The organism is Pseudomonas sp. 05N433, assembly GCF_056396925.1.
In genome coordinates this window covers 26735-51845 of the sequence record NZ_JBFTML010000013.1, presented here as the reverse complement: position 1 = coordinate 51845, position 25111 = coordinate 26735, and the positions used below count along the sequence as shown (strand labels likewise).

Sequence of the window (25111 nt, the reverse complement as noted above, 5' to 3'; positions counted from 1 at the left end):
GATCAGATCACTTCCCTTAACAAGGCGCCGGATTCAACCGTCAACGAGAACAACGCGCCATGGCCGACCTCAACGTTGAGCAATTGCTCACGCGGCAATCCGCGCGCTTGCGCCAGCAACAATCGCATGACGCCGCCATGACTGATCAGCAGGACCCGCTCACCCGCATAGGCCGCGTGCAACCGCTCAATGGCCGCCAACACCCGCGTCGAAAAGTCGGCAACCGGCTCACCATCAGGCGGCGTAAACGAATAGGGATCGGCCCAGAACAAGCCCAATGCCTCGGCACTGGTTTCCATCAGCGCCGCGGCGCTCTGCCCTTCCCAAGCGCCGAAGTGCAGCTCTTGCAGATCCTTTTCCAGCTGCACCGGCAACCCCAGTTGCGTCCCAAGCTCTTCAGCAAAGCGTGCACAACGCTGCAACGGCGAGCTGACCAAGCGATCCCAAGGGCCCTGCTCAACCACCGCAGCGCGCATCTGCTCCCAGCCCTTGCCGGTCAGCGCATCATCGAGGCTGCCGCGCAGGCCGCCACCGAGTTCGGTTTCGCCATGACGCAACAGGTCCAGGCGCAAGGTCATGCCGGGCGATCCGCCACTGCGGCTTCGGCGAATGTTGCCATCTGTCCGTGCAGGTCGCAGGCCAGGCGCAGCAATGGCACGGCCAACGCCGCACCACTGCCCTCGCCCAACCGCAGACCGAGGTCCAGCAACGGTTCGGCGTTCAGGGTTTCCAGCACATGGCGATGACCTGGCTCGGCACCACGATGACCGAACAGCAACCACTCACGACAGGCCGGATTCAGACGCACCGCCACCAGCGCGGCGACGCTGCAAATAAACCCGTCGACCAACACCGCGACACCTTCCTGAGCACAAGCCAGGTACGCGCCAACCAGCGCAGCGATTTCGAAACCGCCGAGGTTGAACAAGGTTTGCAGCGCATCGCCACGCTGAGCACCATGCAACGCCAAGGCGCGCTCGATGACCTGGGCTTTATGGCTGACACCCGCCGCGTTCAGGCCAGTGCCCGGTCCGGCCAGGTGCACCACCGGGCAATCGAGCAAAGCACAGGCCAAGGCGCTGGCCGCCGTGGTATTGCCGATGCCCATTTCGCCGCCGATGAACAACTGCGCGCCTGCCGCGATGGCGCGCTGCACACTGTCGCGACCAGCCTGCAAGGCGAGTTCGCCCTGGGCCTGAGTCATCGCCGGGCCCTGGACGAAATTCGCCGTGCCCGGGCCGACGTTCAGGTGACGCACACCCGGCAGATTCAATGACGGCGTAACGGTGCCGAGGTCGACTACTTCAAGGGACGCGCCCAACTGCCGCGCCAACACGCTGATCGCCGCGCCGCCGCTGACGAAGTTGTGCAGCATCTGTCCGGTGACTTCCTGCGGAAACGCCGACACCCCTTCGGCGACCACGCCATGGTCACCGGCAAAAATCGCGATCCACAGCTGATCGAGGGTCGGCTTGACCTGCCCCTGCAACCCGGCCAGTTGCACCGCCACCGCTTCGAGCTGGCCGAGGGAACCGGCAGGCTTGGTCAATTGCTGCTGACGCGCCTGCGCCTGTTCGACCACTTGTGCATCGATTGGCTTGCACGGGTTCAGCCACCAGGTGTGAGTCATAATGCAGTTCCTTTCAAAGTCAGGGGCAGGCCGGCGACGGTCAGGACGACACGTTGGCAGCGCTCGGCCAAGGCTTGATGCAGCCAACCGGCTTCATCGACATAGCGGCGAGTCAATTCGCCCAGCGGCACGACACCCATTCCGGTCTCGTTGCTGACAAAAATGATTTCACCCGGCAACGATGCCAGGCAGTCCAGCAGGGCCTCGCGCTCGGCCGACAGGCGCTCGGCGTTATCGAGCATCAGCAGATTGGTCAGCCACAGCGTCAGGCAATCCACCAGCAGGCAACGGTCGACGCCGGCGCTTTCGCGCAGTACGCGGGCCAGCTCCAGCGGTTCCTCGATCAACGCCCATTCGGCCGGACGACGGGCACGGTGATGGGCCACCCGCTCGTTCATTTCACCGTCCAGGGGTTGGCTGGTGGCGATGTAAGTGACGTGGAGCTGACTGTCAGTCGCCAGCTTTTCAGCCAGACGACTTTTGCCGGAGCGGGCGCCGCCGAGGATCAGTTGCAGCATGGTTCATTCCTTAAAATCTTCGATGAGGCCAGTGCAGCCACCTCAAAAACCGCAGAGTTCACGCAACAGCGAGGTATCCAGATGCTTCTCCACCAGATCCGCCAACCGCTCGATATCGCGCTCGCGCAACCCGTGGTAATCCACCTCCTGCACCTCCTGCAAACCAGCCCAACGCAACAGTGCACTGCACGCCGCCGGTGATTCGAACAGGCCATGCAGGTACGTACCGAAAATCTGCCCATCGGCACTTTGCGCACCATCGCTGCGACCATCGTCCAGCTGCACGGCGGCGTTTTCCAGCGCCGGCCCGGTGGTCACGCCGGCATGAATTTCATAGCCGCTGACCTGCGCATCTTCCAGCGCCAGACGCCCACGTACGTTGCGTAACTGCTTCTCTTCTTCGAGCTGCGTTTCGAACGCCAGCAAACCCAAACCGGCACTGGAACCCGGCGCGCCTTCGAGGCCCAGCGGGTCATGCACCTGCTCACCGAGCATTTGCAGGCCGCCGCAGATTCCCAGCACTTTGCCGCCGTAGCGCAAGTGCCGCGCGATCGCCGAGTCCCAGCCGTTGCTCCGCAGGTACGCGAGGTCGCTGCGTACGCTTTTCGAACCCGGGAGGATCATCAGGTCGGCCGGTGGAATCGCCTGGCCAGGGCCGATGAATTGCAGGTCCACTTGCGGATGCAGGCGCAGTGGATCGAAATCGGTGTGGTTGCTGATGCGCGGCAGTACCGGCACCACCACGTTGAGTACTTGATCGGCCTTGTCGGTCTGACGTTGATCGAGGCCGTCCTCGGCCTCAAGATGCAGGTCCATCACATAAGGCAACACGCCGATCACTGGTTTGCCGGTGCGCGCTTCCAGCCAGTCCAGCCCCGGTTGCAGCAAGGCGATATCGCCGCGAAAACGGTTGATGATGAAGCCTTTGACCCGCGCCTGTTCGCTCGGCGACAGCAGCTCCAGCGTACCGACCAAATGCGCGAAAACTCCGCCGCGATTGATGTCGGCAATCAGCACCACCGGGCAGTCCACCGCCTCGGCAAACCCCATGTTGGCGATGTCGCCGGCGCGCAGGTTGATCTCGGCCGGCGAGCCCGCCCCTTCAACCATCACCAGCGGATACGCCGCGCTCAGCCGTTCATGGGAGGCCAGCACCGCCTGCATGGCGATGGCTTTGTAGTCGTGATAGGCGACCGCATTCATGGTGGTGACGGCGCGGCCATGGATGATCACTTGGGCGCCGGTATCACTGTTGGGTTTAAGCAGCACCGGGTTCATGTCGGTGTGCGGTTCAAGGTTTGAAGCCTGGGCCTGCACCGCCTGAGCGCGACCTATCTCGCCACCGTCGGCGGTCACCGCACTGTTGAGGGCCATGTTCTGCGGCTTGAACGGCACCACGCTCACGCCTTGGCGCGTGACCCAGCGACACAGTGCCGTCACCAGTGTGCTTTTACCGGCATCGGATGTGGTGCCTTGCACCATCAACGTTGTCATGGGTTTTCCTTGGCATGGATTTGCAGGGCTTGTTCGAGGCGCGACCAGTCCGCTTCATCCGCAGGTAAACCAAAACGCAGGCTGCTGTTGTGGGTGAACAACCGCAGCAGAATGCCACGCCGGGCCATGAATTCATGCAGCGCTTGGGCGCGCTCGGTGATCAGCCACTGGAACAACGCGCAACCGCCCTGAGGTTTGAAACCATACCGCTCAAGCAGCAACGCCAGACGCTCGCCAGCTTCGTCAGTGCGAATGCGCTGTCGGGTGTGCCCGTCCGTATCCGTCAGGCACGCCTGGCCCAAGACGCGGGTCGGCCCACTGACCGCCCAAGGCCCGACCTGCGAGGCCAACAGTTTGAGCAACTTGCGCTCGGCCAGCACAAACCCGAGCCGCACACCGGCCAGGCCGAAAAACTTGCCGAAGGAACGCAGCACGATCAAGCCGATCTGGTTGGTGAACGGCGCCAGACTCAAATGCGGTGTGTTGTCCATGAACGCCTCGTCCACCACCAACCAGCCACCGCGCTGGGCCAGCCGCGCATGCCAATCCAGCAGGCGGGCCGGGGTCAGGCTCAGACCCGTGGGATTGTTCGGATTGACCACCACCAGCACGTCAAGGTTGTCGAGAAAGAAATCGACTTCCGACTCCAGGACTTCACGCACGACATAACCGTTGCGACGCCAGGCTTCGGCGTGCTCGGCGTAACACGGCGACAGCACGCCGACCTTGCCGGCCCTGCGCAAACGCGGCAGCAACTGAATCGCCATTTGCGAACCGGCCACGGGCAACACCTGGGCCGCACCGTAATAGTCGCAGGCGGCTTGCTCCAGACCGTCATCGGTTTCCGGCAAACGTGCCCAGGCCCGCAGCGGGATATCCGGAACCGGGAATGGCCAGGGCGCAAGACCACTGGACAGGTCGAGCCAATCGGCTTCGGCGATACCGTATTCAAGTGCTGCCTTGCGCAACCGGCCACCGTGTTCAAGCATAGAATTCAGCCCCCACGCAGAGAATCAGCAGCCATAACCATACCCCGCGCTGGACCAATTGCCAGCCACGGTCGATGGAATCGGCATCCGCCGGCACGCCTTCGCCCAACTGCGGACGCTGATGCAGTTCGCCGTGATAAATCGCCGCCCCGCCCAACTCGACACCCAACGCACCGGCACCAGCCGCCATCACAGGCCCGGCATTCGGGCTGTCCCAGGTCGGCCCCTGGGTGCGCCAGCATTTCAGCGCCAGTCGGGTTTTGCCCAACAGTGCGTAGGTCAACGCCACCAGGCGTGCAGGAATGTAGTTGAGGACATCGTCGATCTTTGCGGCAGCCCAGCCGAAACGCTCGAAGCGTTCGTTGCGATAACCCCACATCGCATCCAGGGTGTTGCTCAGACGATAGAGCACCACACCGGGCGCACCCGCCACGGCAAACCAGAACAGCGCGGCGAACACTGCATCGCTGCCGTTCTCCAACACCGATTCGGTGGCGGCGCGGGCGACTTCGGTTTTGTCCAGTTCGCTGGTCTGACGGCTGACCAGATAACCGACGCGTGTGCGCGCCTCAACCAGATCATCGCTGCGCAGGGCCTTGGCCACCGGCTCGACATGCTCGCCGAGGCTGCGCATGCCAAGCGCGCAATAGAGCGCGAGAATCTCGACGATCCAGCCAACATAAGGTGCCCAGGACAGCGCGGTGACCAGCAAGGTCAGCGGCACGACCGCCATCACCCAGGCCGTCACCCCGTGACTGCGCCAACCGCGGCCAGCGGAGTTGAAACGTTGTTCGATGCGATCGGCAAAACGACCGAACGCCACCAGCGGATGCCAGCGTTTGGGTTCACCCAGCAGCGCATCCAGCGCGACCGCGGCGACACTCAACAACGCCACACTCATTGACTCACTCCCCAATAATTTTCATACAGCAACTCGTTGAGCGGACGCGCTTGCGCCCAGCCTTCGAGTACCAGCATCGGCGCTGGATAGAATTCCTTGACCGGCCCCAGGCAAAGAACGGCCAAAGGCTTGGCCCCGACCGGTAAACCCAACAGGTTCGCCAAGGCTTGCGGTTCGAACAGCGACACCCAGCCCATGCCCAGGCCTTCGGCGCGGGACGCCAGCCAAAGGTTCTGGATGGCACAGGACAGCGAGGCCATGTCCATTTCCGGCAACGTACGACGGCCGAAGATATGCCGTTCGCGATCGTCCATCAGCGCAGCGACCAGCACTTCGGCGCAGTCTTGGATGCCTTCGACCTTGAGCTTCATGAATTCGTCGGAGCGCTCGCCGAGGGCTTCGGCGGTGCGGACGCGCTCTTCCTCCACCAGTTGCTGGATCTGTCCGCGCAGCGCCCGGTCGCTGATGCGGATGAACCGCCAGGGCTGCATCAGGCCGACGCTCGGCGCCTGGTGCGCGGCTTCGAGCAGGCGCCTCAGTAACTCGGGCTCGACCGTGCCGCCGCTGAAGTGGCGCATGTCACGGCGTTCGCCGATGGCTCGGTAGACCGCATCGCGCTCGGCTTCGGAAAAGGCGTTTTCTGTCATGACCTGCTCGCGATGGCGGCTTCACGATCGGGTGCCAACAACGCAGCAATCGCCGCCGGATTGGACGGAAAATAAAAGTGCACATAAGAGGCCGTCATCCGCCCCTCACGATAAACCGCCTCCGCCCCTCGCCCGCCATTGGGGCTCAGGCCACGCGCAATCGGCTCAAGCTCGGTGCTGGTCAGCGAGTGGTGATAGGTGTGCCCACGCAGCAAACCTTCGGGCAGCTCCACCGCCTGCAAGGCCAACGCCGCCAAACGCTTCTGCATCACCGCATCACCGGTCAGCAAGCCAACCAATTCAGCGCGAGTACCCTCGACATCGGTCAACGAGTCCAGCAGGTACAACATGCCGCCACACTCGGCCAGCAACGGTTTGCCCGCCGAGTGATGCGCGCGGATGGCGGTCAGCATTGGCGTGTTTTGTGACAACGCCACATGGTGCAATTCAGGGTAACCGCCCGGCAGATAAAGGCTGTCTGCCGCCGGCAACTCGCGGTCGCGGATCGGCGAGAAGAAAGACAACTCGGCGCCCATCGCCCGCAGCAGATCCAGGCTCGCGCCGTAGGTAAATGCAAAGGCTTCGTCCCGGGCCACGGCAATCCGCACACCGGCCAGCAATGGTTCGGCGGCGATCACTTCAGGCGCGGCGAATTCCACGGCAGGCGGTAAAGCCACGTCGCAACTGCTGGCCAGCGAGGCGGCGGCTGCATCGAGGCGCAGATCGAGATCATTCAATTCGCTGGCCTGTACCAGGCCGAGGTGCCGACTCGGCAATTCGATGCCGGTCTCCCGGGACAACGCGCCGTACCAGCGCAAGCCTTCTGTCAGACTGCCTTCGAGCAATTGCGCATGACGCAGGGTGCCAACCCGGTTGGCCAACACACCGGCAAACGGCAAATCCGGCTGATAGCGCGCAAGCCCCAGGGCCAGTGCGCCAAACGTCTGCGCCATCGCGGTGCCGTCAATCACGCCGAGCACCGGCACACCGAAATGCCGCGCCAGGTCGGCACTGGACGGCGTACCGTCGAACAACCCCATGACGCCTTCGATGAGAATCAGGTCAGCTTCGCCAGCGGCTTCCCACAACAGGCGACGACTTTCCTGCTCGCCAACCATCCACATGTCCAGCTGATAGACCGGCGCACCGCTGGCGCGCTCGAGAATCATCGGGTCGAGAAAGTCCGGGCCGCATTTAAACACACGCACCTTGCGCCCCTGATTGCGGTGCAAGCGGGCGAGCGCGGCGGTGACGGTGGTCTTGCCCTGACCGGAGGCCGGCGCGGCAATCAGTACCGCCGGGCATTGACGTGGTTGATTCACAACTCGACGCCTTTTTGCGCCTTGATCCCGGCCTGGAAGGCGTGCTTGATCATGCCCATTTCGGTGACGGTGTCAGCCAGTTCGATCATCTCCGGTTTGGCGCCACGGCCAGTGACCACCACATGCTGCATCGGCGGACGGGCCTGCAAGTCGCTGAGCACCTGATCGAGATCGAGGTAACCGTGCTTGAGGGCGATGTTCAATTCATCGAGTACCACCAGGCCAATCGACGGATCGCTCAGCAGTTCGCGGGACACCGCCCACGCAGCTTCGGCGGCGGCGATGTCACGCTGGCGGTCCTGGGTTTCCCAGGTGAAGCCCTCGCCCATCACATGAAAACGCACCTGCTCCGGGAAACGCCGGAAGAACAGCTCCTCGCCAGTGCTGCTGCGCCCCTTGATGAACTGCACCACACCGCATTGCATGCCGTGGCCCATGGAGCGCGCAAGCATGCCGAACGCCGAACTGCTTTTGCCTTTACCGTTGCCGCTCAGCACCAGCAGCAGGCCGCATTCATTCGGCGAATTGGCGATGCGTTCGTCGATCACGGCTTTTTTGCGCAGCATGCGCGCCAGATGGCGTTCGTCACGATCAGGGGTATCAGTCATGGGGGAGCTCTCCGTTGAGGCTGGATAACGGCGGGCAGGCACAAGAATAGACGGCAAGAAGCCTGGCATCGCCCACCGTGATGCCGCTGAATGGATCAGGCCGGTCTCCGGGCTCATGAGCGGCTCGGGGCCAACTGCGCGCCTTCCCGCATCGTTCATCGACACAGTGGCATCAGGCGCAGTCTTCACTCATTTACCGTTGCGGGGGCAGCGCCGGGATCGTGATCATTCTTCGCTGGAAGAAATCCACTCACCGGCTTCCCTGTTTCACTCTGTCGACCAAGGCCACAGAGCACCTGAAACAAGCCGCGAAGGTTAGAGGGTTGGGGGTGGAGCGTCAATTAAAGACGGGACGCCTTCCGGCGAATAACTGCCGCTGATCAATTATCTGACGCCAATCTTGTGCCACACTGCCAGCAGTGATATCAAAGAGCCACAACCTCACAACACAATAACAAGGGTGAGCCACATGCAAGGCATGATCATCAGCAATCCGAAGCTGGAATTCCTGCGCCCGGTGCTGGAACGCTGGTTTGACTGTATCGACCGCTACAACGCCGTGCGCGGCGATAACGATACGCCTTACTGGTACGACGAAAACGCCAACCTCGGCCTGCTCTCTGCCGCARCCTGGATGGCGGAAATGGTCACGCTGCAGCAAACACCGTCGCGCAAACAGACCGAAGAAGGCGAACGCAACGCCCGCGCCGATCTGTTTATCGCCACCAGCGAAGAACGCGCGTACCTGCAGGCCACCCAGCGCTGGCCGCGGGTCAACAACCTGAACCTGACCCAGGCACTGGCGGACATCACCAGCGACGCGAAGCGCATCAGCTACGCCAGCGACCTGAAACTCGGCTGCCTGTTTGTCGCCCCGCAAAAAGCCCAGCACAGCGCCACCCCGGAAGAACTCCAGGACATGCTCGACGACCTGCAAAAGGAGCACACCTGCGCCGTGGCCTGGTATTTCCCTTACGCCTACCGCAAGTTGCGCAATGAAGCCGGCAACTACCATCCGGGGATCGCCGTGCTGTTCAAGGAGGCCCGCGGCTGACCGGTTGAACCATCGGGTGTTTACGCTTCTCTATGATTACGTCAATGCATTCATAGGGAAGATCAGTAATGCGCAAACCCCAGCTCATTCTCATCATAGCGCTCGCCGGAGGGCTCGCCGCCTGTGGTGAAACCTCCAGCCTGCAAGTCTCGGACGGCACCGGACCGTCGCCCAAGCTGCCGGAACCGAACAAAACCCTGATCCCGACGGTGAACATCGCCCCGGCGATCGGCTGGCCTCAGGGTAAAAAACCCGTCGCCGCCGCAGGCACTCAAGTAGCAGCGTTTGCCGAAAACCTCGAACACCCGCGCTGGCTCTATGTGCTGCCCAACGGCGACGTACTGGTGGCCGAAACCAACGCGCCGTCCAAATCCGATGACAGCAATGGCATTCGCGGCTGGATCATGGGCAAAGTCATGGGCCGCGCCGGGGCTGGCGTCCCCAGCCCGAACCGCATCACTCTGCTGCGGGACAAGGACCACGACGGCGTCGCCGAAACCCGCACGGTGTTCCTGGAAAACCTCAACTCGCCTTTCGGCATGACCCTGGTTGGCAAAGACCTGTATGTCGCCGACACCGACCGTTTGCTGCGTTTTCACTATGAAAACGGCGAGACAGCGATCAAGTCACAGCCAATCAAAGTGGTCGATTTGCCGGGCGGCACGCGAAATCACCACTGGACCAAAAATGTCATCGCCAGCAAGGACGGCAGCAAGCTGTACGTCACCGTGGGCTCGAACAGCAACGTTGGTGAAAACGGCATGGATCAGGAGGAAGGTCGCGCGGCGATCTGGGAAGTCGATCGCGCCACCGGCAACCATCGAATCTTCGCCTCGGGGATTCGCAACCCGAACGGCCTGGCCTGGGAGCCACAAAGCGGCGCACTGTGGACCGCAGTCAACGAGCGTGACGAAATCGGCAGCGACCTGGTGCCGGACTACATCACTTCAGTGAAGGACGGCGGGTTCTATGGCTGGCCTTACAGCTATTACGGGCAACATGTCGATGTTCGCGTCGAGCCACAAAACCCTGATCTGGTCGCCAAGGCCATTGCACCGGACTACGCGGTGGGGCCCCATACCGCGTCGCTGGGCCTGACGTTCGCCGAAGGCAGCAAGTTGCCCGCGCCGTTCACCCAAGGCGCCTTCATCGGCCAGCATGGCTCGTGGAACCGTAAACCGCACAGCGGCTACAAAGTAATTTTCGTGCCGTTCAGCGCCGGCAAACCGAGCGGACAGCCGCTGGATGTGCTTACCGGCTTCCTCAACGACGAGGGAAAAGCCATGGGGCGGCCGGTGGGCGTGGTGATCGATCAGCAGGGCGGCTTGTTGGTGGCGGATGATGTGGGGAACAAGGTGTGGCGCGTTTCCGCGGCCAAGTAAAGTCTGTCCGTAGGAGCGAGGCTTGCCCGCGAAAGCGGTGTGTCAGTCGATATMAATGTTGACTGTGCTGCCGCCTTCGCGGGCAAGCCTCGCTCCTACAACTCCGCCAGAGCGATCATGACAAACCCCTAGGGATTATGTGCCAAGTGCTCGGGCTGCAGGACGCGCTTGGCGCTCAGGTAGGCTTTCTGCCAGTAAGCCTTGGACAAGCTGTCCAGCTTGACCGTGCCGCCCGTGGCTGGTGCATGGACGAAGCGCCCTTCGCCGACATAGATCCCGGCATGGCTGACCTGGGAGCCACCATTGGTGGCAAAGAAAATCAGGTCGCCGGTTTGCAGGCCTTCCTTGCCGACGTCGGGAGCCTGCATGCCGATCATCTCGCGTGTGGACCGCGGCAAGGAAATGCCTGCGACATCGCGATAGACGTAACCGATCAAACCGCTGCAATCGAACCCGGAATCCGGCGTGTTGCCGCCCCAACGATAAGGCGTCCCCACCAGACCGAGCGCGCGAAACAGCACGTCTTCTGCCGCAGGGGAAAAGGCTTGGGGAGAACCGAAAACAATCGGTGCGCGAACCACCGGCGCAGGTGGCGGTGTGCGGCTGGCGCAGGCGCTGAGCAGCGCAGCGAAGAACATGAGTGCGAGGCGGGCCGACATCGTCATAAACAGAACATCCTGATCTGGCTGCGGCTTTTTTCTGCCACAAAGACAGAAAAGAAAACCGCCTGCGCAGAACGCAGGCGGTTTGCCATCAATAATAGATCAGGATTCTAGCGGCTACGCGGCAAACTTCAAGTAAGACTTTAAGTTCGCCTTGTAAACTGTCCGCTTATTGGCGCGCAGTGACGATAGGCGCTGCAGCCGGTGCCATTGCGAGCGCACGCTTGGCTTCGATGAAGGTCTTGCTCCAGTAGCTGTCGCCCAGGCTATCGACCCGGACACCACCGCTTTTGCGGCTGCTGGAGTGGATGAACTGGTTGTCACCCACGTAGATCCCGGCGTGACTGACACGACCGCGACGGCCATTGGTGGCGAAGAACAGCAGGTCACCCGGCTTGAGGGCGCTGCGAGCCACCAGCGGAGCGTCAACGTTGATCATTTCGCGAGTGGAGCGCGGCAGGTTCATGCCAGCCTCTTCACGAAACAGATAACCGATGAAGCCGCTGCAGTCGAAGCCTGCCTCGGAGGTGCCGCCGAAACGGTAACGGGTACCGATCAGGGACATGCCACGTTCGAGGATGCTGTCAGCCAGAACCGGAAGCTGATACGACTTGCCCCCGGCGAAGTCTGCCAGTTCTTTATTGGTTGCTAGCTCTTCCTGGAAAAGAACGGAAGAAGACTGCGCGGTAACTGAATTTGAAACCTGATGCTGTGGCTCTTGCTGGGACACTGGAGAGTGAGCAGCGCAACCGAACAACAGGGTGACGAGTGCGAGAGGCACGAGGGGTGCGAAGCGATTTAGCATGGGCACGACCGTGGCTGATAGTTGTAAAGAAGCCGAGACTATGCCCGCTATCGATCTCATTTGCAAATTCAATCGATCTTTATGTGACTTATCGGTTTCTCGTTTCCATCTAAGCGCTTAAGCCCATTTTAAACCTTTGCGCAGCCTGCTCCCTTGCAGGAAAGCGGATTTGTTGACGCCTGGAATATGCCGGAACCCGCGAAAAACCTGGCTTTTACCAGCCCAACGTCTCTTTCAGGAACGGGATTGTCAGCTTGCGCTGAGCTTGAAGGGAGGCCTGATCGAGGCGCTCAAGCAGCTCGAAAAGCGCACTCATGCTGCGAGTACCGCGAGTCAAAATAAAATGACCGACTTCGTCAGTCAGGTGCAGGCCACGACGGGAGGCGCGCAACTGCAAGGCACGCAACTTGTCTTCGTCAGAGAGCGGACGCATCTGGAAGATGAGCGCCAGTGTCAGCCGAGACTTGAGGTCCGCCAGCTTCACCGGTAGTTCGCGCGGGGATGTCGAGGCGGCGATCAGCAGACGCCGACCGCTGTCACGCAGACGATTGAACAGATGGAACAACGCCTCTTCCCAATCCGCCTTGCCGGCGACCGCCTGCAAATCGTCCAGGCAAACCAGTTCGTATTGTTCGAGGTTGTCGAGGATTTCGATGCCGCGGTCCATCAACTCGGCCAGCGGCAGATACACCGCCGGTTCACCCATCTGCTCGAAACGCAGGCAAGCCGCCTGCAACAAATGCGTGCGCCCTACCCCGTGCTTGCCCCAGAGGTAAATCAGGCTTTCCGTCCAGCCGGCGTCGGCTTCGCACAGCCGCTCGACATAGCCGAGTGCAGCGGCATTGGCGCCTGGGTAGTAATTGATAAAGGTGGCGTCATCACGCAGACGCACACCTAGGGGCAGCTGAATCGGTTTCATGCTGACTGAACAGTTCCAAAGGAACCGTTAGTGGCCTCTGTGTAAAGTTTGCGAAGTTTATACCCGTGAAGCTGACGGCACAATGCGACAGACCACAAGCAAAATCAAAGGTTTGCGTTAACGTGCTGGTTTTATGACAGTTTCTTTGGCGGTGCATGTGACAGCCGCGCGAGGGATACGGGCAAACCCGGCGTGAAACCAGGCTGCCCGCGACGAGCGATCAAAAGGCCTTACTTCTCAGACTCGTCGACACCGCCGTAGATATCCGAATCTTTATACAAATCATGCACATGGCGCACCAGGACCATGATCACCGCCGCCACCGGCAATGCCAGCAGCACCCCGGTAAAACCAAACAGCTCGCCGCCGGCCAGAATCGCAAAGATCACCGCCACCGGGTGCAGGCCGATCCGGTCACCCACCAGCAACGGCGTCAGAACCATGCCTTCCAGCGCCTGGCCGACCATGAACACCGCGACGATACCGATCATGGGATACAGATCGCCACCGAACTGGAACAGGCCGGCAATCAACGCCGCGCCAATCCCGATGACAAACCCCATGTACGGCACGATCGCCGCCAGGCCGGCAATCAGACCGATCAACAACCCCAGTTCCAGCCCGACGATCATCAAGCCAGCGGCGTAGATCACACCCAGCGCCAGCATCACCAGCAACTGTCCGCGCACGAACGCCCCAAGCACTTCATGGCATTCCCCAGCCAGGGTCATGACACGCTCTTCACGATCACGCGGCAGCAAGCTGCGGATCTTGGCCATCATCAGGTCCCAGTCGCGCAGCAGATAAAAACTCACCACCGGGATCAGCACCAGATTGGCCAGCCAGCCGATCAGCGCAAGGCCTGAAGCCGTCGCCTGACTCAGCACCACGCCGACAATGTCGGTGGTCTGGCCCATGTGCTCGCTGATCGCCGCCTTGAGCTTGTCGAACTTCCAGAAGCCCTCCGACAAACCCAACTTCGATTGCGCCCACGGCAACGCGGTGTGCTGCAACCAGTCGAGCATCTGCGGCGCCAGTTCATACAAGCGAAACAGCTGCTTGGCGAGCATCGGCACCAACACCAACAACAGCGTGGTGAGGACCATCGTGAACAACGCGAACACCGCCACCACGCCCCATGTCCGGGACAAGCCGAGCTTCTCCAGCCGATCCACCAGCGGGTCGAACAGATAGGCCAGCAACAGCGCCACCAGGAACGGCGTCAGGATCGGATGCAACAGGTAAACAAACGCGCAAAGCAGGGCCACCCCACCGAGCCAGAACCAACGCCGCGTATCGGCCATGTACCACTCCTGCTTCTATATAAAGAAAAAACTCACCAACGGAAATGCAACTGCGGCGTCGGGGCAGGCGCTGGCGCTGCGGCCGGCGCAGAACCCACAGTCACCGGCTGAACAGGTGCCGGCACCTGACTGGCCGGAACCTCCTGCAATTGCGCCAGGGACAACTGAGCTCGCAGCTGATCGGCACTGCCGTTGACGCGATAAAGCACGCGGTCACCATCGACACTTTGCAGACGCGCGCCAAAAGGCTCCAACAAACGCCCAAGCGTCGCATAACGCTCCAGATTCATGCCCTGAACTTCCAACAATTGCTCACCCGACGCACCTGGCTTGGCAACGAAACGCGACGCCAGACGCTCGCTGACCGCCAGCATCACCGCATCGGCCACGGCGGCGGTATCGGCGCCCTGCACGCTGCCGGCCTCTTTCTGATCGCCCAGCCACAGTCGCCACTTGGCTTGCCATTGCCCCCCTTCTTCACGGGCATGCACCGCCAGCAAGGCATCGGCATTGTAACGATCGGAGGCACTGCGCAGTGGCGCAGGGTCGGCACCTTCCAAATTCGGTGCCGTGGCGACGATCTGTTCATTCAGGTCAGCCAGCGGCAAACGCAGCGGCAGGCCTCGGTGCTGAGCCGCCCGACGCAAGGGCGCAGCACTGGCCTGACCATCGCCGACCAGGCTCGAACCTTCGGTGGAATCGTTCAACCACCAGCCGAGGATCGACGGCCGATTGGCCCCCCACACGGCCAGCCCGGCACGACGCAAGGCCTGCTCGGTGGTGGCCGGGTCGAAATCGACTTTCAGCACTTGCGGTGGCCCGGCGTCGTAGCCGAACTGACTGATGATCTGCTGAGGGTCTTTGCGCACGGTCGCAAGGCCAGGGCTTTGCGCCGCCTTGGGATCGCCGGTCAAGCGCAACACCAGCGTTTCCAGCGCCTGCTGAGTCGCCTGGTCGCGCTCCTCCGGTGTCTGGCCGCTGACCGGTTGGCGCACTTGATAGAGGCCTTTGACGGTTTCGGCATGGCTGGCCAGGCTGACCACGGATAAACAGCCCACGAACAAGAATTTAAGAAAACGCATGGAAGATTCCTGACGACAAGAGCGGCTGGAACAGACCGCATGAAGACGATTGAGCCAGGGCTGTGACCGCAGGCCCAAGCAAAACATTCACACGATCGCGGTAAGTTTTCGCACTGTCATAACGATAGACGGTTAACGTCGTACCTTATACAGCCATGTGGGACGTCGCCAACACGGGCAATATCAGTTTTTTTAACGCGATATGCCCCTGCCCGTCGGCACGAGGATGGCCGCTGCCCCTCAAGCCTGATAAAATCGCGCGCCTTCGCAGACCGGCTACAGCCGGGTAGTGTCGAAATAGCGCGTGAGGCAATTGCCTCATCAATTTCGACAGGCCCGCTGAACTCGGTCGTTACCCCTGAATCCCCCCTAAAGGCCTGGATCATGAGCAAGCAACCCTCCCTGAGCTACAAGGACGCCGGTGTAGACATCGACGCCGGTGAAGCATTGGTCGAACGCATCAAGAGCGTCGCCAAGCGCACTGCGCGCCCGGAAGTCATGGGCGGCCTGGGCGGTTTCGGCGCCCTCTGCGAAATCCCGGCCGGTTACAAACAACCGGTGCTGGTATCGGGCACTGACGGCGTCGGCACCAAGCTGCGCCTGGCGCTGAACCTGAACAAGCACGACAGCATCGGCATCGACCTGGTGGCCATGTGCGTGAACGACCTGGTGGTCTGCGGCGCTGAGCCGCTGTTCTTCCTCGACTACTACGCCACTGGCAAACTGAACGTCGACACCGCTGCTCAGGTTGTAACCGGCATCGGCGCCGGCTGTGAACTGTCCGGCTGCTCCCTGGTCGGCGGCGAAACCGCTGAAATGCCTGGCATGTATGAAGGTGAAGACTACGACCTGGCCGGCTTCTGCGTCGGCGTCGTGGAAAAATCCGAAATCATCGACGGTTCGAAAGTCGCTGCCGGCGATGCCCTGCTCGCCCTGCCGTCTTCCGGCCCGCACTCCAACGGCTACTCGCTGATCCGCAAGATCATCGAAGTATCGGGTTCCGACATCGAGAATATCCAGCTCGACGGCAAACCGCTGACCGACCTGCTGATGGCTCCGACCCGTATCTACGTGAAGCCGCTGCTCAAGCTGATCAAGGACACCGGCGCCGTCAAAGCCATGGCCCACATCACCGGTGGCGGCCTGCTGGACAACATCCCGCGCGTACTGCCAAAAGGCGCTCAAGCGGTGGTTGACGTCGCGAGCTGGACCCGCCCTGCGGTGTTCGACTGGCTGCAAGAGAAAGGCAACGTCGACGAAACCGAAATGCACCGCGTGCTGAACTGCGGCGTCGGCATGGTCATCTGCGTGGCTCAAGAGCACGTTGAAACCGCGCTGAACGTCCTGCGTGAAGCTGGCGAGCAGCCATGGGTCATCGGTCAGATCGCCACCGCTGCCGAAGGCGCGGCTCAGGTCGAACTGAAGAACCTCAAGGCTCATTAATGTCCCAGACCTGTGATGTGGTGGTGCTGCTGTCCGGCACCGGCAGTAACTTGCAGGCCTTGATCGACAGCACGCGGACCGGCGACAGCCCGGCCCGCATTGCTGCGGTGATTTCCAACCGCGCCGACGCCTACGGCCTGCAACGCGCCAGGGACGCGGGTATCGACACCCGCACCCTGGATCACAAGGCTTTCGAGGGCCGCGAGGCCTTCGATGCCGCGCTGATCGAACTGATCGACGCCTTCAACCCCAAACTCGTGGTACTGGCCGGTTTCATGCGCATTCTCAGCGCTGACTTCGTGCGCCATTACCAGGGTCGCCTGCTCAATATCCATCCCTCGCTGCTGCCCAAATACAAAGGGTTACACACTCATCAGCGCGCGCTGGAGGCCGGCGATACGGAACACGGCTGCTCCGTGCACTTCGTCACCGAGGAACTCGATGGCGGACCACTGGTCGTACAGGCAGTAATACCGGTAGAGTTGCACGATTCGCCGCAGAGTCTGGCGCAGCGAGTCCACACCCAGGAACACCTGATCTACCCGATGGCCGTACGCTGGTTTGCCGAAGGCCGTTTATCACTCGGCGAACAAGGTGCTTTACTGGACGGACAGTTACTCGCGGCCAGCGGCCACTTGATTCGAACCTAGGAGATTTTATGCGTCGTGCCCTGCTCTTCGCTTGCGCCCTGCTCGCCCTGCCGTTTGCGCAGGCCGCGGACCTTCATCCCTTCTCCGCCAGCTACACCGCCGACTGGAAGCAACTGCCCATGAGCGGCACCGCCGAACGCAGCCTGACCAAGGAAGCCAACGGCGTCTGGAAACTCAGCTTCAAGGCATCGATGATGATCGCCAGCCTGACCGAAGAAAGCACCCTGACCCTGGACAAGGACACGCTGCTGCCGCAGTCCTACCACTTCGAACGGGGTGGCCTGGGCAAAGCCAAGAAGGCTGATCTGGATTTCGACTGGACCAACAAGATGGTCACCGGCACCGATCGCGGTGACGCCGTCAAGCTCCCGCTCAACCGCGGCATGGTCGACAAGTCCACCTATCAACTGGCGCTGCAGCATGACGTGGCCTCCGGCAAGAAAAGCATGAGCTATCAGGTCGTCGATGCCGGCGAAGTCGATACCTATGACTTCCGCGTGCTGGGCTCGGAGAAAGTCGACACCAAGGCAGGCCAGATCGATGCGGTCAAGGTCGAGCGCGTGCGCGATCCGACACAAAGCAAGCGCATCACCGTGCTGTGGTTCGCCAAGGATTGGGATTACCTGCTGGTCCGTCTGCAACAGGTCGAAACCGACGGCAAGGAGTACAACATCATGCTCCTCGACGGTACGGTCAACGGCAAGACGGTCAAAGGCAGCTGATCCGGACCGACATGAAAGCCCCGCAAACGCGGGGCTTTTTTTCGTCTGGCGTTAAGCGGGGGACAGGACAATGACAACTTTGAGCTGTGGCCAAATCGTCCGGCAAGAAATAGGAACGCGAACGTGAAGGAATACTCTATAAATTCAGGGTCTTTTTTGATCGAATGACTTTTCCTGATCCCTGCGAGGTTTCCCATGACTGTTACCGTCAATACTGTCTCCGCCGAAGGTTTTCGTCACAGCGTCCAGATCGATGACCATGAACTGTTTGCCGATGTTCCCAAGTCGTCCGGTGGCGAAGGCACCGCGCCAGAGCCCCATGACTATTTCGACGCGGCCCTCGGCGCCTGCAAGGCCCTGACCCTGAAACTGTATGCGAAGAAGAAGGGCATCCCACTGACCGGCGTCGGGGTCGAGGTCAAGCGCGACAACAGTGAAGAGCAGAAAGGCAAATATGCCCTGCACGTCAAACTCACGCTCAAGGGCGTACTCACCGACGCCCAGCGCGACGAGCTGCACCGCGTGGCCGACCGCTGCCCGGTACACAAGCTGATGACCACCTCTGAAGTCAGCATCGAGACTCATCTGTCCGAAGGCGCCTTCAGCCAATAGCGGCAACGGCTGCGCAAGCGGGTTATGCTCCCTGCGTCACCCGCTCAGCCTGGAACGCACCATGAACACTCCGCTCGTGATCCGCCCCCGCGCCGAAGATGTCGAAGGCCAGCCGATCCTTCGCCCTTTGCCGTCAGCCAAGTGCCGCAACGTCGGGCCCTTCGTGTTTTTCGACCACATGCTCGAAACCCGTTATCCACCGGGCAAAGGCATGGACATCCGTCAGCATCCGCACATCGGGCTGTCCACCCTCACCTACCTGTTCGAAGGGCAAATCCAGCACAAGGACAGCCTCGGTTCCGATCAGGTGGTGAATGCCGGCGATGTCAGCTGGATGACCGCCGGCAGTGCGATTGCCCACGTCGAACGCACGCCCGAAGCCTTGAAGAACAGTGGCGGTACGATGCACGGCTTACAGATCTGGCTGGCTTCGCCCAAGGACCGTGAGCACGGCCCAGGACACTACAGCCACCATCCAGCAGCCACGCTGCCCGCCAGCGAAAACCTTGGCGTGAAGATACGAATGATCGCCGGGAAGGGCTTTTGCCTTGAATCACCGGTCCCGGTGCTTTCGCCTACGCTGTATGCCGAATTGAACCTGCAAACGGCGACCACGCTGCTGATTCCCACCGAGCATGAAGAACGGGCGCTGTATGTGTTGAGCGGCGAGGCGCAGCTTGATGGCGAGCTGCTGGAGCCCTACACGCTAGTAGTGCTGCCGGCCGGGGAAGAGATGACGCTGTTCGCCGAGAGTGACTGCCATGCCGTGCTGTTTGGCGGAGCGCCACTGGACGGGCCACGACGGATCAACTGGAACTTCGTGGCCAGTGATCCGGCGTTGATTGATGAAGCACGTCGGCGCTGGGCGGCCGGGGATTGGCCGACGGTGCCGGGGGAAAGTGAGCGGATTGAGTTGCCGAAACACCGAAGCCCGCCAACGCCCCTGTAACTGATAGGCTGATCGTTCCCACGCCGCGAGCGCCCCTAGAGGCATTCCCACGCAGAGCGTGGGAACGATCATCGTCCGGACCGAGAGCAGCAATCAACCCTTGAACACTTCATCCAGCAAGTTATGCATCGACGTGAACGCGCGAGCCGCGGTTTTCGCGTCATACATCATCATGCCCGGCACGTTGGCATGCGGGTCGGTGAACGAATGCACCGCGCCGCCATAGCTCAGCAATTGCCAATCCACACCGGCGGCATTCATCTCAGCTTCAAACGCTGGCAGCTGCTCTTTCGGCACCAGCGGATCGGCAGCGCCATGCAGCACCAGCACCGAACCCTTGATGTTTTTCGCATCGTTCACGTTCGGCGTATCCAGCGTACCGTGGAACGACACCGCAGCCTTCACCGGCGCACCGCTACGCGCCAGCTCCAGCGCGCAGCAACCACCGAAGCAGAAACCAAAAGTCGCCAGTTTCGAGGTATCGACCGCCGCCTCGCCCTGCCCTTGCAGTTGTTCGAAGGCTGCCTGCATGCGTTTGCGCAGTAAGGCGCGATCATTCTTCAGCGGCATCATCGCCGCGCCTGCCTCGTCGCCGTTCTGCGGACGAACCGATTGCCCGTACAGATCCGCGATCAGCACCACATAACCCTTGGATGCCACCGATTTGGCAATCTCCTCGGCGCCGACGCTGACGCCCATCCAGTTCGGCGCCATCAACAGACCCGGACGCGGGCCTTTATGGTCGGCATCGAAGGCCAGACGGCTTTCATACGATTGGCCGTCGATCTGATAGGCGACGGATCGAACAGTGATTTGGCTCATGACTGACTCCCAGTAAAAAAGCACCAGAATGAAAAAACCCGCCGAAGCGGGTTTTTATACAACGTGGTTAAACCGACAGTTCAACCAGCAGCTTGTTCAGACGACGCACATAAGCGGCCGGGTCTTTCAAGCTGTCGCCGGCCGCCAGGGCCGCCTGATCGAACAGAATGTGCGACAGGTCGCCGAAGCGCTCGTCGCTCTGCTCGTTGTCGAGCTTCTCGATCAGCGGGTGAGCCGGGTTGAATTCGAAGATCGGCTTCGAATCCGGAACCTTCTGACCGCTGGCTTCCAGGATCTGACGCATTTGCAGGCCCAGGTCCTGCTCGCCGATGGCCAGAATCGCCGGGGAATCGGTCAGGCGATGGGAAACCCGCACTTCAGCAACGGACTCACCCAAAGCGGTCTTGAGACGCTCAACCAGGCCTTCTTTGGACTTGGCGACTTCTTCCGCGGCTTTCTTGTCTTCTTCCGAATCCAGGTTGCCGAGGTCCAGGTCACCGCGTGCCACGTCGACAAAGCTCTTGCCGTCGAAGTCGCTGAGGTAGCTCATCAGCCACTCGTCGATACGGTCGGTCAGCAGCAGCACTTCGATGCCTTTCTTGCGGAAAACTTCCAGGTGCGGGCTGTTTTTGACTTGCGCGTAGGTTTCGCCGGTCAGGTAGTAGATCTTGTCCTGACCTTCCTTGGTACGAGCCAGGTAGTCGGCCAGACTTACAACCTGCTCACCGTCGTCGCCCTGAGTGGACGCGAAACGCAGCAGACCGGCAATTTTTTCTTTGTTGGCGAAGTCTTCTGCCGGGCCTTCTTTCATGACCTGACCGAAGTTCTTCCAGAAGCCTTTGTATTGCTCAGGCTCGTTCTTCGCCAGTTTTTCCAGCATGTCCAGAACGCGCTTGGTCAGCGCCGATTTCATGGAGTCGATGATCGGGTCTTTCTGCAGGATTTCCCGCGACACGTTCAGCGACAGGTCGTTGGAATCAACCACGCCTTTGATGAAGCGCAGGTACAGCGGCAGGAACGACTCAGCCTGATCCATGACGAACACGCGCTGCACGTACAGCTTCAGGCCTTTCGGCGCTTCACGCTGGTACAGATCGAACGGAGCACGGGTCGGCACATAAAGCAGCGAGGTGTACTCGAGCTTGCCCTCGACTTTGTTGTGGCTCCAGCTCAGCGGGTTTTCGAAATCGTGAGCGACGTGCTTGTAGAACTCCTGGTATTCCTCGTCCTTCACTTCAGTGCGAGGGCGAGTCCACAGGGCGCTGGCGCGGTTGACGGTTTCCCACTCAACGGCAGGCTTCTCTTCGCCTTCGGCGGCTGCCACTTCTTTCGGCAACTCGATCGGCAAGGCGATGTGGTCGGAATACTTCTTGATGATGTTGCGCAGGCGCCAGCCATCGGCGAACTCGTCTTCGCCGGATTTCAGGTGCAGAACGATACGGGTGCCGCGATCAGCTTTTTCGACGGTGGCGATTTCAAATTCGCCTTCGCCCTTGGACGACCAGTGCACACCTTCGCTGGCAGCGAGGCCGGCACGGCGGCTGAATACGTCAACTTTATCGGCGACGATGAACGCCGAGTAGAAACCGACACCGAACTGACCGATCAGGTGCGAGTCTTTTTTCTGATCACCAGACAGGTGCTTCATGAAATCGGCGGTACCGGACTTGGCGATGGTGCCCAAGTGAGTGACCGCATCTTCACGGCTCATGCCGATGCCGTTGTCTTCGAGGGTGACGGTTTTAGCGTCCTTGTCGAAGCTCACACGGATTTTCAGTTCAGCGCCGCCTTCCAGCAATTCAGGCTTGGCCAGCGCTTCAAAACGTAATTTATCGACAGCGTCAGAGGCGTTCGAGATCAATTCGCGAAGGAAGATTTCCTTGTTGGAATACAGCGAATGGATCATGAGGTGCAGCAGCTGCTTCACCTCGGTCTGGAAGCCCAGGGTTTCCTTTTGAGTTTCCACACTCATGGTCATCAAACTCCAATCAGATGGCAGTGGCCGCGACCTTGAGGGTCGGCGGCGGGTTGTCCTCAGAGTTGGGGGCTTAGATCAGGATTTCAAGGGCTCTTCGATTTTGAAGTGGGCCCGGGCCGTGGCAATGGGCTCGGCTTCAGTGCTTTGCCAGGCGGTAATCGCCACGTTTGCCACCCGCCGCCCCTGACGACAAACCTGGCATCGGGCCCAGGTATCGCGAAACTGCCCCGCGCGCAGGTAGTCGAGGGAGAAGTCGATAATCTTCGGCACACCGGGCGAGCCGGTGAAAATCAACAGGTGCAGCGCCGCCGAGAGCTCCATGAACCCGGCAATCACCCCACCATGAATCGCTGGCAGTAAAGGGTTACCAATGTTGTCCTTGTTGGCCGGCAGACGAAACAGCAGCTCATCTCCTACCCGCGAACATTCAACGCCGATCAGCTCGGCGTAAGGAATCAGCTGCAGCAGCGCGGCGTAGTCCCCCTGAGCATGGGCCTGTTGAAGCTGCTCCTTGAACGTGTCGGTCATTTCGTACCTCCGGAAATGGCGCCGCCAAAGCCTTTAGCGCCTTTGAGACCCTTGCCCATGCGCATGAAGGTGCCCACTACATGAGCGATGGGCTGTTCGGGGTCGTCCTGATAGGCAAAACCGCGCGCAAAAATCACATCAGTAGTCACTCGGTAGCATTGGGCGAAGCCGTAAACGTCTTTGTGTGGCTCGGCGGCATGCATGTAGTCGATGCGCAGGTCGAGCGTCGGGCAGACTTCGAACTCAGGCAGCACGCAGAGGGTGGCCATGCCGCAGGCGGTGTCCATCAGCGAGGTCAGCGCACCGCCATGAATCACCCCGGTTTGCGGGTTGCCGACGATCTGCGGGCTATACGGCAGAATCACCGTCAGTCCTTCGCTGCTGGCGCTGTGAAGGCGCATGCCGAGTACCTGACAATGGCGCAACGCCGACAGGAATCGCATCGCACGCTCAAAAACGGGGTTTTCGGCCATTTGGTAAACGCTCCTTAGTGTCCGGGCGAAGTAGCCGGCTCTTAAGTAAAAGTTCCGTAGCAAAACAAACTTATATATCTGAATGATTTAAGGAACTTAACCCTGGTCGCTGTGCTCGAAAGGCCAGTAAATATTTTCCATCAGGAGAAACACCCCATGCGTAAGACTTTAGCTATTGCCTTGATGTTGACCGCTTCCCTCGGTCTCGCCGCTTGCGGTAAAAAATCCGAGGACAAAGCTCAAGAAGCCACCCAACATACAGAGCAAGCTCAGGAAAAAATGAGCGAAGCTCAGGATAAAGTGAACGAGGCGGCAAAAGAAAACGCTGAAGCTGCCAAAGCTCAGACTGAATCGAACGAAGCAGCGGCAAAAGAAGCCGCTCCAGAAGCACCTAAAAACTAAAAGCGTTTTTAGTGATAAAAGAAAACCCGCCAAGTGCGGGTTTTCTTTTATCTGAAATTTTGCTCGAAACGCGTCCTTAGAGCAAAATAGTCCTAAAAGTCGGACTAATCATCAGCAACAACGAACACACTAATCCGACGAACCACACCAGACTTCGCTGCCAGGCCAGATCAGCCCAATAACACAGTAAGTAGATAACGCGCGCGATCACGAAGGCGATCGCCAGTGCATCGATCAGCCATCCCGCCGTTTGCGTGGTGTGCGCCATCAACACCCCGACCGCAAACAAAATGAACGCCTCGAAACTGTTCTGGTGGGCCGCCAATGCCCGGGCGCCGAAACCTGTGAGTTGCGCCTGTTGTTGACGCGGCAGGTGATTGTTGTAACCGCCCTGCTCTTTCATCGCCTTGGCCACCGGCATGCGCGCCACGAAAATCAACAAGGCGCTGATAAACACACACCAGAATGGAATACTCATCAAGCCGCCTCTTTGTTCAGCTCAGGCAATGGCGCCTCTGTAGGTGTATAGACCATCACGTCAAGAACGTCGGAGTGAAACTCGCGGCGATACAATACCAACACGACACCGGCGCTCATCAACATGAACAACCAGGGGCTGACAAACCACGCCAGCATGCTCATGCCGAAGTAATAGGAACGCAGACCGAAGTTGAACTGGTTGGCCGCCATGGAGATGACACGGGCGGCTCGGGAAGCAAAGGCGTTACGCTCTTGCTCGGACACATGCCGCTCACCGATCATCGGTGCCGAACCCACGAGAATGGCCGCAAAGTTGTACTGACGCATGCACCAGCTGAACGTAAAGAACGCATAGACAAACACTAGCGCCAGGCACAACAACTTGATCTCCGACATGCCTTGGGAAGCCTGTTGCACCATCGGGATATCCGCAAGCAACGACACGGCTCTTTCGGATGCCCCCAACACCGTGAGAATACCGGCCAGGATAATCAACGTGCTGGAAGCGAAGAACGAGGCGTTGCGCTCCAGGTTACCGATCACGCTGGCATCGGCGATGCGGTTGTCGCGCAACAGCATGCGGCGCATCCAGTCTTCGCGGTACAGGTGCAGCACACTGGCCAGGCATGCGGTGTCACGGCCCTTCCATGTCGCGTAACGGGTGTAGCCACCCCAGCAGACGACAAACCAGAGCGCGGCGAGGATGTGGATCAGATTGGCGTGGATGAACGACAT

At 60.4% G+C, this 25111-nt stretch carries 28 protein-coding genes and 1 riboswitch; of the genes, 8 read left to right on the top strand and 20 right to left on the bottom strand.

Going from position 1 to position 25111, the window contains the following annotated elements; all coding sequences use genetic code 11:
• Positions 1-2 precede the first annotated feature (2 nt).
• From cobC to cobO, 9 genes are read right to left on the bottom strand one after another with little or no spacing between them, the layout of a single operon-like run.
• On the bottom strand, positions 3-578 hold the full coding sequence (gene cobC, locus AC1DIS_RS09555; RefSeq protein WP_477744264.1) for an alpha-ribazole phosphatase family protein: 576 nt from the start codon (positions 576-578) through the stop codon (positions 3-5).
• Positions 575-1630 carry a nicotinate-nucleotide--dimethylbenzimidazole phosphoribosyltransferase gene (cobT, locus tag AC1DIS_RS09550; RefSeq protein ID WP_018925134.1) on the bottom strand — a complete coding sequence of 352 codons (1056 nt, stop codon included), beginning with the start codon at positions 1628-1630 and terminating at the stop codon, positions 575-577. The genes cobC and cobT overlap by 4 nt, the downstream gene beginning before the upstream one ends.
• On the bottom strand, positions 1627-2148 hold the full coding sequence (cobU, locus tag AC1DIS_RS09545) for a bifunctional adenosylcobinamide kinase/adenosylcobinamide-phosphate guanylyltransferase (protein ID WP_018925133.1): 522 nt from the start codon (positions 2146-2148) through the stop codon (positions 1627-1629). Before cobU ends, cobT begins: the two co-directional genes overlap by 4 nt.
• Positions 2149-2190: 42 nt before the next feature.
• Entirely contained in the window at positions 2191-3642 is a 1452-nt protein-coding gene (locus AC1DIS_RS09540; protein ID WP_018925132.1) for a cobyric acid synthase, read from the bottom strand.
• Positions 3639-4631, bottom strand: a complete 993-nt coding sequence (cobD, locus tag AC1DIS_RS09535; protein WP_477744262.1) for a threonine-phosphate decarboxylase CobD — start codon at positions 4629-4631, stop codon at positions 3639-3641. The genes AC1DIS_RS09540 and cobD overlap by 4 nt, the downstream gene beginning before the upstream one ends.
• On the bottom strand, positions 4624-5532 hold the full coding sequence (gene cbiB, locus AC1DIS_RS09530; protein WP_018925130.1) for an adenosylcobinamide-phosphate synthase CbiB: 909 nt from the start codon (positions 5530-5532) through the stop codon (positions 4624-4626). The genes cobD and cbiB overlap by 8 nt, the downstream gene beginning before the upstream one ends.
• On the bottom strand, positions 5529-6179 hold the full coding sequence (gene bluB, locus AC1DIS_RS09525; RefSeq protein WP_018925129.1) for a 5,6-dimethylbenzimidazole synthase: 651 nt from the start codon (positions 6177-6179) through the stop codon (positions 5529-5531). The genes cbiB and bluB overlap by 4 nt, the downstream gene beginning before the upstream one ends.
• Positions 6176-7501: a cobyrinate a,c-diamide synthase gene (locus AC1DIS_RS09520; protein WP_477744261.1), complete on the bottom strand. Its 1326-nt coding sequence runs from the start codon at positions 7499-7501 to the stop codon at positions 6176-6178. Before AC1DIS_RS09520 ends, bluB begins: the two co-directional genes overlap by 4 nt.
• Positions 7498-8109 carry a cob(I)yrinic acid a,c-diamide adenosyltransferase gene (gene cobO, locus AC1DIS_RS09515; RefSeq protein WP_007936078.1) on the bottom strand — a complete coding sequence of 204 codons (612 nt, stop codon included), beginning with the start codon at positions 8107-8109 and terminating at the stop codon, positions 7498-7500. Before cobO ends, AC1DIS_RS09520 begins: the two co-directional genes overlap by 4 nt.
• A gap of 81 nt (positions 8110-8190) precedes the next feature.
• A riboswitch (cobalamin riboswitch) is annotated at positions 8191-8424 on the bottom strand.
• A 154-nt stretch (positions 8425-8578) separates the two neighbouring features.
• On the opposite strand from cobO, the gene AC1DIS_RS09510 reads away from it, so the two are divergent.
• A complete protein-coding gene (locus AC1DIS_RS09510; protein ID WP_477780846.1) occupies positions 8579-9163 on the top strand; it encodes a hypothetical protein in 585 nt (194 codons plus the stop codon).
• 68 nt (positions 9164-9231) lie between these two features.
• Positions 9232-10545: a PQQ-dependent sugar dehydrogenase gene (locus AC1DIS_RS09505; RefSeq protein ID WP_138866096.1), complete on the top strand. Its 1314-nt coding sequence runs from the start codon at positions 9232-9234 to the stop codon at positions 10543-10545.
• Positions 10546-10673: 128 nt separating this feature from the next.
• On the opposite strand, the gene AC1DIS_RS09500 is transcribed toward AC1DIS_RS09505, so the two are convergent.
• The 5 genes from AC1DIS_RS09500 to AC1DIS_RS09480 form a co-directional block, all read right to left on the bottom strand.
• Complete coding sequence (locus tag AC1DIS_RS09500) at positions 10674-11210, bottom strand: C40 family peptidase (RefSeq protein ID WP_064619367.1); 537 nt, start codon at positions 11208-11210, stop codon at positions 10674-10676.
• 166 nt (positions 11211-11376) lie between these two features.
• The gene (locus tag AC1DIS_RS09495) at positions 11377-12012 is read right to left on the bottom strand and encodes a C40 family peptidase (protein ID WP_064619369.1); all 636 of its coding nucleotides are present in this window, start codon (positions 12010-12012) and stop codon (positions 11377-11379) included.
• Between the two features lie 214 nt (positions 12013-12226).
• The gene (gene hda, locus AC1DIS_RS09490; RefSeq protein WP_007936072.1) at positions 12227-12931 is read right to left on the bottom strand and encodes a DnaA regulatory inactivator Hda; all 705 of its coding nucleotides are present in this window, start codon (positions 12929-12931) and stop codon (positions 12227-12229) included.
• Positions 12932-13161: 230 nt separating this feature from the next.
• Entirely contained in the window at positions 13162-14235 is a 1074-nt protein-coding gene (locus AC1DIS_RS09485; protein WP_018925123.1) for an AI-2E family transporter, read from the bottom strand.
• 32 nt (positions 14236-14267) lie between these two features.
• Positions 14268-15317 (bottom strand): DUF2066 domain-containing protein, encoded by a 1050-nt coding sequence (locus AC1DIS_RS09480; RefSeq protein WP_477744260.1) that lies wholly within the window; start codon positions 15315-15317, stop codon positions 14268-14270.
• Positions 15318-15701: 384 nt separating this feature from the next.
• On the opposite strand from AC1DIS_RS09480, the gene purM reads away from it, so the two are divergent.
• The 5 genes from purM (at position 15702) to AC1DIS_RS09455 (ending at position 19693) form a co-directional block, all read left to right on the top strand.
• Positions 15702-16760, top strand: a complete 1059-nt coding sequence (gene purM, locus AC1DIS_RS09475; RefSeq protein WP_007936066.1) for a phosphoribosylformylglycinamidine cyclo-ligase — start codon at positions 15702-15704, stop codon at positions 16758-16760.
• Positions 16760-17410: a phosphoribosylglycinamide formyltransferase gene (purN, locus tag AC1DIS_RS09470; RefSeq protein WP_018925121.1), complete on the top strand. Its 651-nt coding sequence runs from the start codon at positions 16760-16762 to the stop codon at positions 17408-17410. The genes purM and purN overlap by 1 nt, the downstream gene beginning before the upstream one ends.
• An 8-nt stretch (positions 17411-17418) precedes the next feature.
• Positions 17419-18132: a DUF3108 domain-containing protein gene (locus tag AC1DIS_RS09465; protein ID WP_064619375.1), complete on the top strand. Its 714-nt coding sequence runs from the start codon at positions 17419-17421 to the stop codon at positions 18130-18132.
• Positions 18133-18327: 195 nt separating this feature from the next.
• A complete protein-coding gene (locus AC1DIS_RS09460) occupies positions 18328-18744 on the top strand; it encodes an OsmC family protein (protein ID WP_007936063.1) in 417 nt (138 codons plus the stop codon).
• Positions 18745-18805: 61 nt separating this feature from the next.
• The gene (locus AC1DIS_RS09455) at positions 18806-19693 is read left to right on the top strand and encodes a pirin family protein (protein ID WP_064619378.1); all 888 of its coding nucleotides are present in this window, start codon (positions 18806-18808) and stop codon (positions 19691-19693) included.
• Between the two features lie 93 nt (positions 19694-19786).
• Here AC1DIS_RS09455 and AC1DIS_RS09450 read toward each other — a convergent pair whose 3' ends face one another.
• The 4 genes from AC1DIS_RS09450 to AC1DIS_RS09435 form a co-directional block, all read right to left on the bottom strand.
• Complete coding sequence (locus tag AC1DIS_RS09450) at positions 19787-20515, bottom strand: dienelactone hydrolase family protein (protein ID WP_086945838.1); 729 nt, start codon at positions 20513-20515, stop codon at positions 19787-19789.
• A gap of 67 nt (positions 20516-20582) precedes the next feature.
• Entirely contained in the window at positions 20583-22487 is a 1905-nt protein-coding gene (htpG, locus tag AC1DIS_RS09445; protein WP_064621333.1) for a molecular chaperone HtpG, read from the bottom strand.
• A gap of 81 nt (positions 22488-22568) precedes the next feature.
• Positions 22569-23021 (bottom strand): PaaI family thioesterase, encoded by a 453-nt coding sequence (locus AC1DIS_RS09440; RefSeq protein WP_019579626.1) that lies wholly within the window; start codon positions 23019-23021, stop codon positions 22569-22571.
• Entirely contained in the window at positions 23018-23494 is a 477-nt protein-coding gene (locus AC1DIS_RS09435; protein ID WP_111454373.1) for a PaaI family thioesterase, read from the bottom strand. Before AC1DIS_RS09435 ends, AC1DIS_RS09440 begins: the two co-directional genes overlap by 4 nt.
• Before the next feature lie 156 nt (positions 23495-23650).
• Here AC1DIS_RS09435 and AC1DIS_RS09430 point away from each other — a divergent pair, with 156 nt between their 5' ends.
• A complete protein-coding gene (locus AC1DIS_RS09430) occupies positions 23651-23896 on the top strand; it encodes a hypothetical protein (RefSeq protein ID WP_064619386.1) in 246 nt (81 codons plus the stop codon).
• A gap of 76 nt (positions 23897-23972) precedes the next feature.
• Here AC1DIS_RS09430 and AC1DIS_RS09425 read toward each other — a convergent pair whose 3' ends face one another.
• Together AC1DIS_RS09425 and AC1DIS_RS09420 are read right to left on the bottom strand one after the other, a co-directional pair.
• Positions 23973-24374 carry an MAPEG family protein gene (locus tag AC1DIS_RS09425; protein ID WP_477744259.1) on the bottom strand — a complete coding sequence of 134 codons (402 nt, stop codon included), beginning with the start codon at positions 24372-24374 and terminating at the stop codon, positions 23973-23975.
• Positions 24374-25111: a DUF599 domain-containing protein gene (locus AC1DIS_RS09420; RefSeq protein WP_018925112.1), complete on the bottom strand. Its 738-nt coding sequence runs from the start codon at positions 25109-25111 to the stop codon at positions 24374-24376. The genes AC1DIS_RS09425 and AC1DIS_RS09420 overlap by 1 nt, the downstream gene beginning before the upstream one ends.

Excerpts from the sequence above, each read along its gene's own strand:
- cobC (WP_477744264.1), bottom strand. The coding sequence starts at position 578 with ATGACCTTGCGCCTGGACCTGTTGCGTCATGGCGAAACCGAACTCGGT.
- cobT (WP_018925134.1), bottom strand. The coding sequence starts at position 1,630 with ATGACTCACACCTGGTGGCTGAACCCGTGCAAGCCAATCGATGCACAA.
- cobU (WP_018925133.1), bottom strand. The coding sequence starts at position 2,148 with ATGCTGCAACTGATCCTCGGCGGCGCCCGCTCCGGCAAAAGTCGTCTG.
- AC1DIS_RS09540 (WP_018925132.1), bottom strand. The coding sequence starts at position 3,642 with ATGACAACGTTGATGGTGCAAGGCACCACATCCGATGCCGGTAAAAGC.
- cobD (WP_477744262.1), bottom strand. The coding sequence starts at position 4,631 with ATGCTTGAACACGGTGGCCGGTTGCGCAAGGCAGCACTTGAATACGGT.
- cbiB (WP_018925130.1), bottom strand. The coding sequence starts at position 5,532 with ATGAGTGTGGCGTTGTTGAGTGTCGCCGCGGTCGCGCTGGATGCGCTG.
- bluB (WP_018925129.1), bottom strand. The coding sequence starts at position 6,179 with ATGACAGAAAACGCCTTTTCCGAAGCCGAGCGCGATGCGGTCTACCGA.
- cobO (WP_007936078.1), bottom strand. The coding sequence starts at position 8,109 with ATGACTGATACCCCTGATCGTGACGAACGCCATCTGGCGCGCATGCTG.
- AC1DIS_RS09505 (WP_138866096.1), top strand. The coding sequence starts at position 9,232 with ATGCGCAAACCCCAGCTCATTCTCATCATAGCGCTCGCCGGAGGGCTC.
- AC1DIS_RS09500 (WP_064619367.1), bottom strand. The coding sequence starts at position 11,210 with ATGACGATGTCGGCCCGCCTCGCACTCATGTTCTTCGCTGCGCTGCTC.
- AC1DIS_RS09495 (WP_064619369.1), bottom strand. The coding sequence starts at position 12,012 with ATGCTAAATCGCTTCGCACCCCTCGTGCCTCTCGCACTCGTCACCCTG.
- hda (WP_007936072.1), bottom strand. The coding sequence starts at position 12,931 with ATGAAACCGATTCAGCTGCCCCTAGGTGTGCGTCTGCGTGATGACGCC.
- AC1DIS_RS09485 (WP_018925123.1), bottom strand. The coding sequence starts at position 14,235 with ATGGCCGATACGCGGCGTTGGTTCTGGCTCGGTGGGGTGGCCCTGCTT.
- AC1DIS_RS09480 (WP_477744260.1), bottom strand. The coding sequence starts at position 15,317 with ATGCGTTTTCTTAAATTCTTGTTCGTGGGCTGTTTATCCGTGGTCAGC.
- purM (WP_007936066.1), top strand. The coding sequence starts at position 15,702 with ATGAGCAAGCAACCCTCCCTGAGCTACAAGGACGCCGGTGTAGACATC.
- purN (WP_018925121.1), top strand. The coding sequence starts at position 16,760 with ATGTCCCAGACCTGTGATGTGGTGGTGCTGCTGTCCGGCACCGGCAGT.
- AC1DIS_RS09465 (WP_064619375.1), top strand. The coding sequence starts at position 17,419 with ATGCGTCGTGCCCTGCTCTTCGCTTGCGCCCTGCTCGCCCTGCCGTTT.
- AC1DIS_RS09460 (WP_007936063.1), top strand. The coding sequence starts at position 18,328 with ATGACTGTTACCGTCAATACTGTCTCCGCCGAAGGTTTTCGTCACAGC.
- AC1DIS_RS09455 (WP_064619378.1), top strand. The coding sequence starts at position 18,806 with ATGAACACTCCGCTCGTGATCCGCCCCCGCGCCGAAGATGTCGAAGGC.
- AC1DIS_RS09450 (WP_086945838.1), bottom strand. The coding sequence starts at position 20,515 with ATGAGCCAAATCACTGTTCGATCCGTCGCCTATCAGATCGACGGCCAA.
- htpG (WP_064621333.1), bottom strand. The coding sequence starts at position 22,487 with ATGAGTGTGGAAACTCAAAAGGAAACCCTGGGCTTCCAGACCGAGGTG.
- AC1DIS_RS09440 (WP_019579626.1), bottom strand. The coding sequence starts at position 23,021 with ATGACCGACACGTTCAAGGAGCAGCTTCAACAGGCCCATGCTCAGGGG.
- AC1DIS_RS09435 (WP_111454373.1), bottom strand. The coding sequence starts at position 23,494 with ATGGCCGAAAACCCCGTTTTTGAGCGTGCGATGCGATTCCTGTCGGCG.
- AC1DIS_RS09430 (WP_064619386.1), top strand. The coding sequence starts at position 23,651 with ATGCGTAAGACTTTAGCTATTGCCTTGATGTTGACCGCTTCCCTCGGT.
- AC1DIS_RS09425 (WP_477744259.1), bottom strand. The coding sequence starts at position 24,374 with ATGAGTATTCCATTCTGGTGTGTGTTTATCAGCGCCTTGTTGATTTTC.
- AC1DIS_RS09420 (WP_018925112.1), bottom strand. The coding sequence starts at position 25,111 with ATGTCGTTCATCCACGCCAATCTGATCCACATCCTCGCCGCGCTCTGG.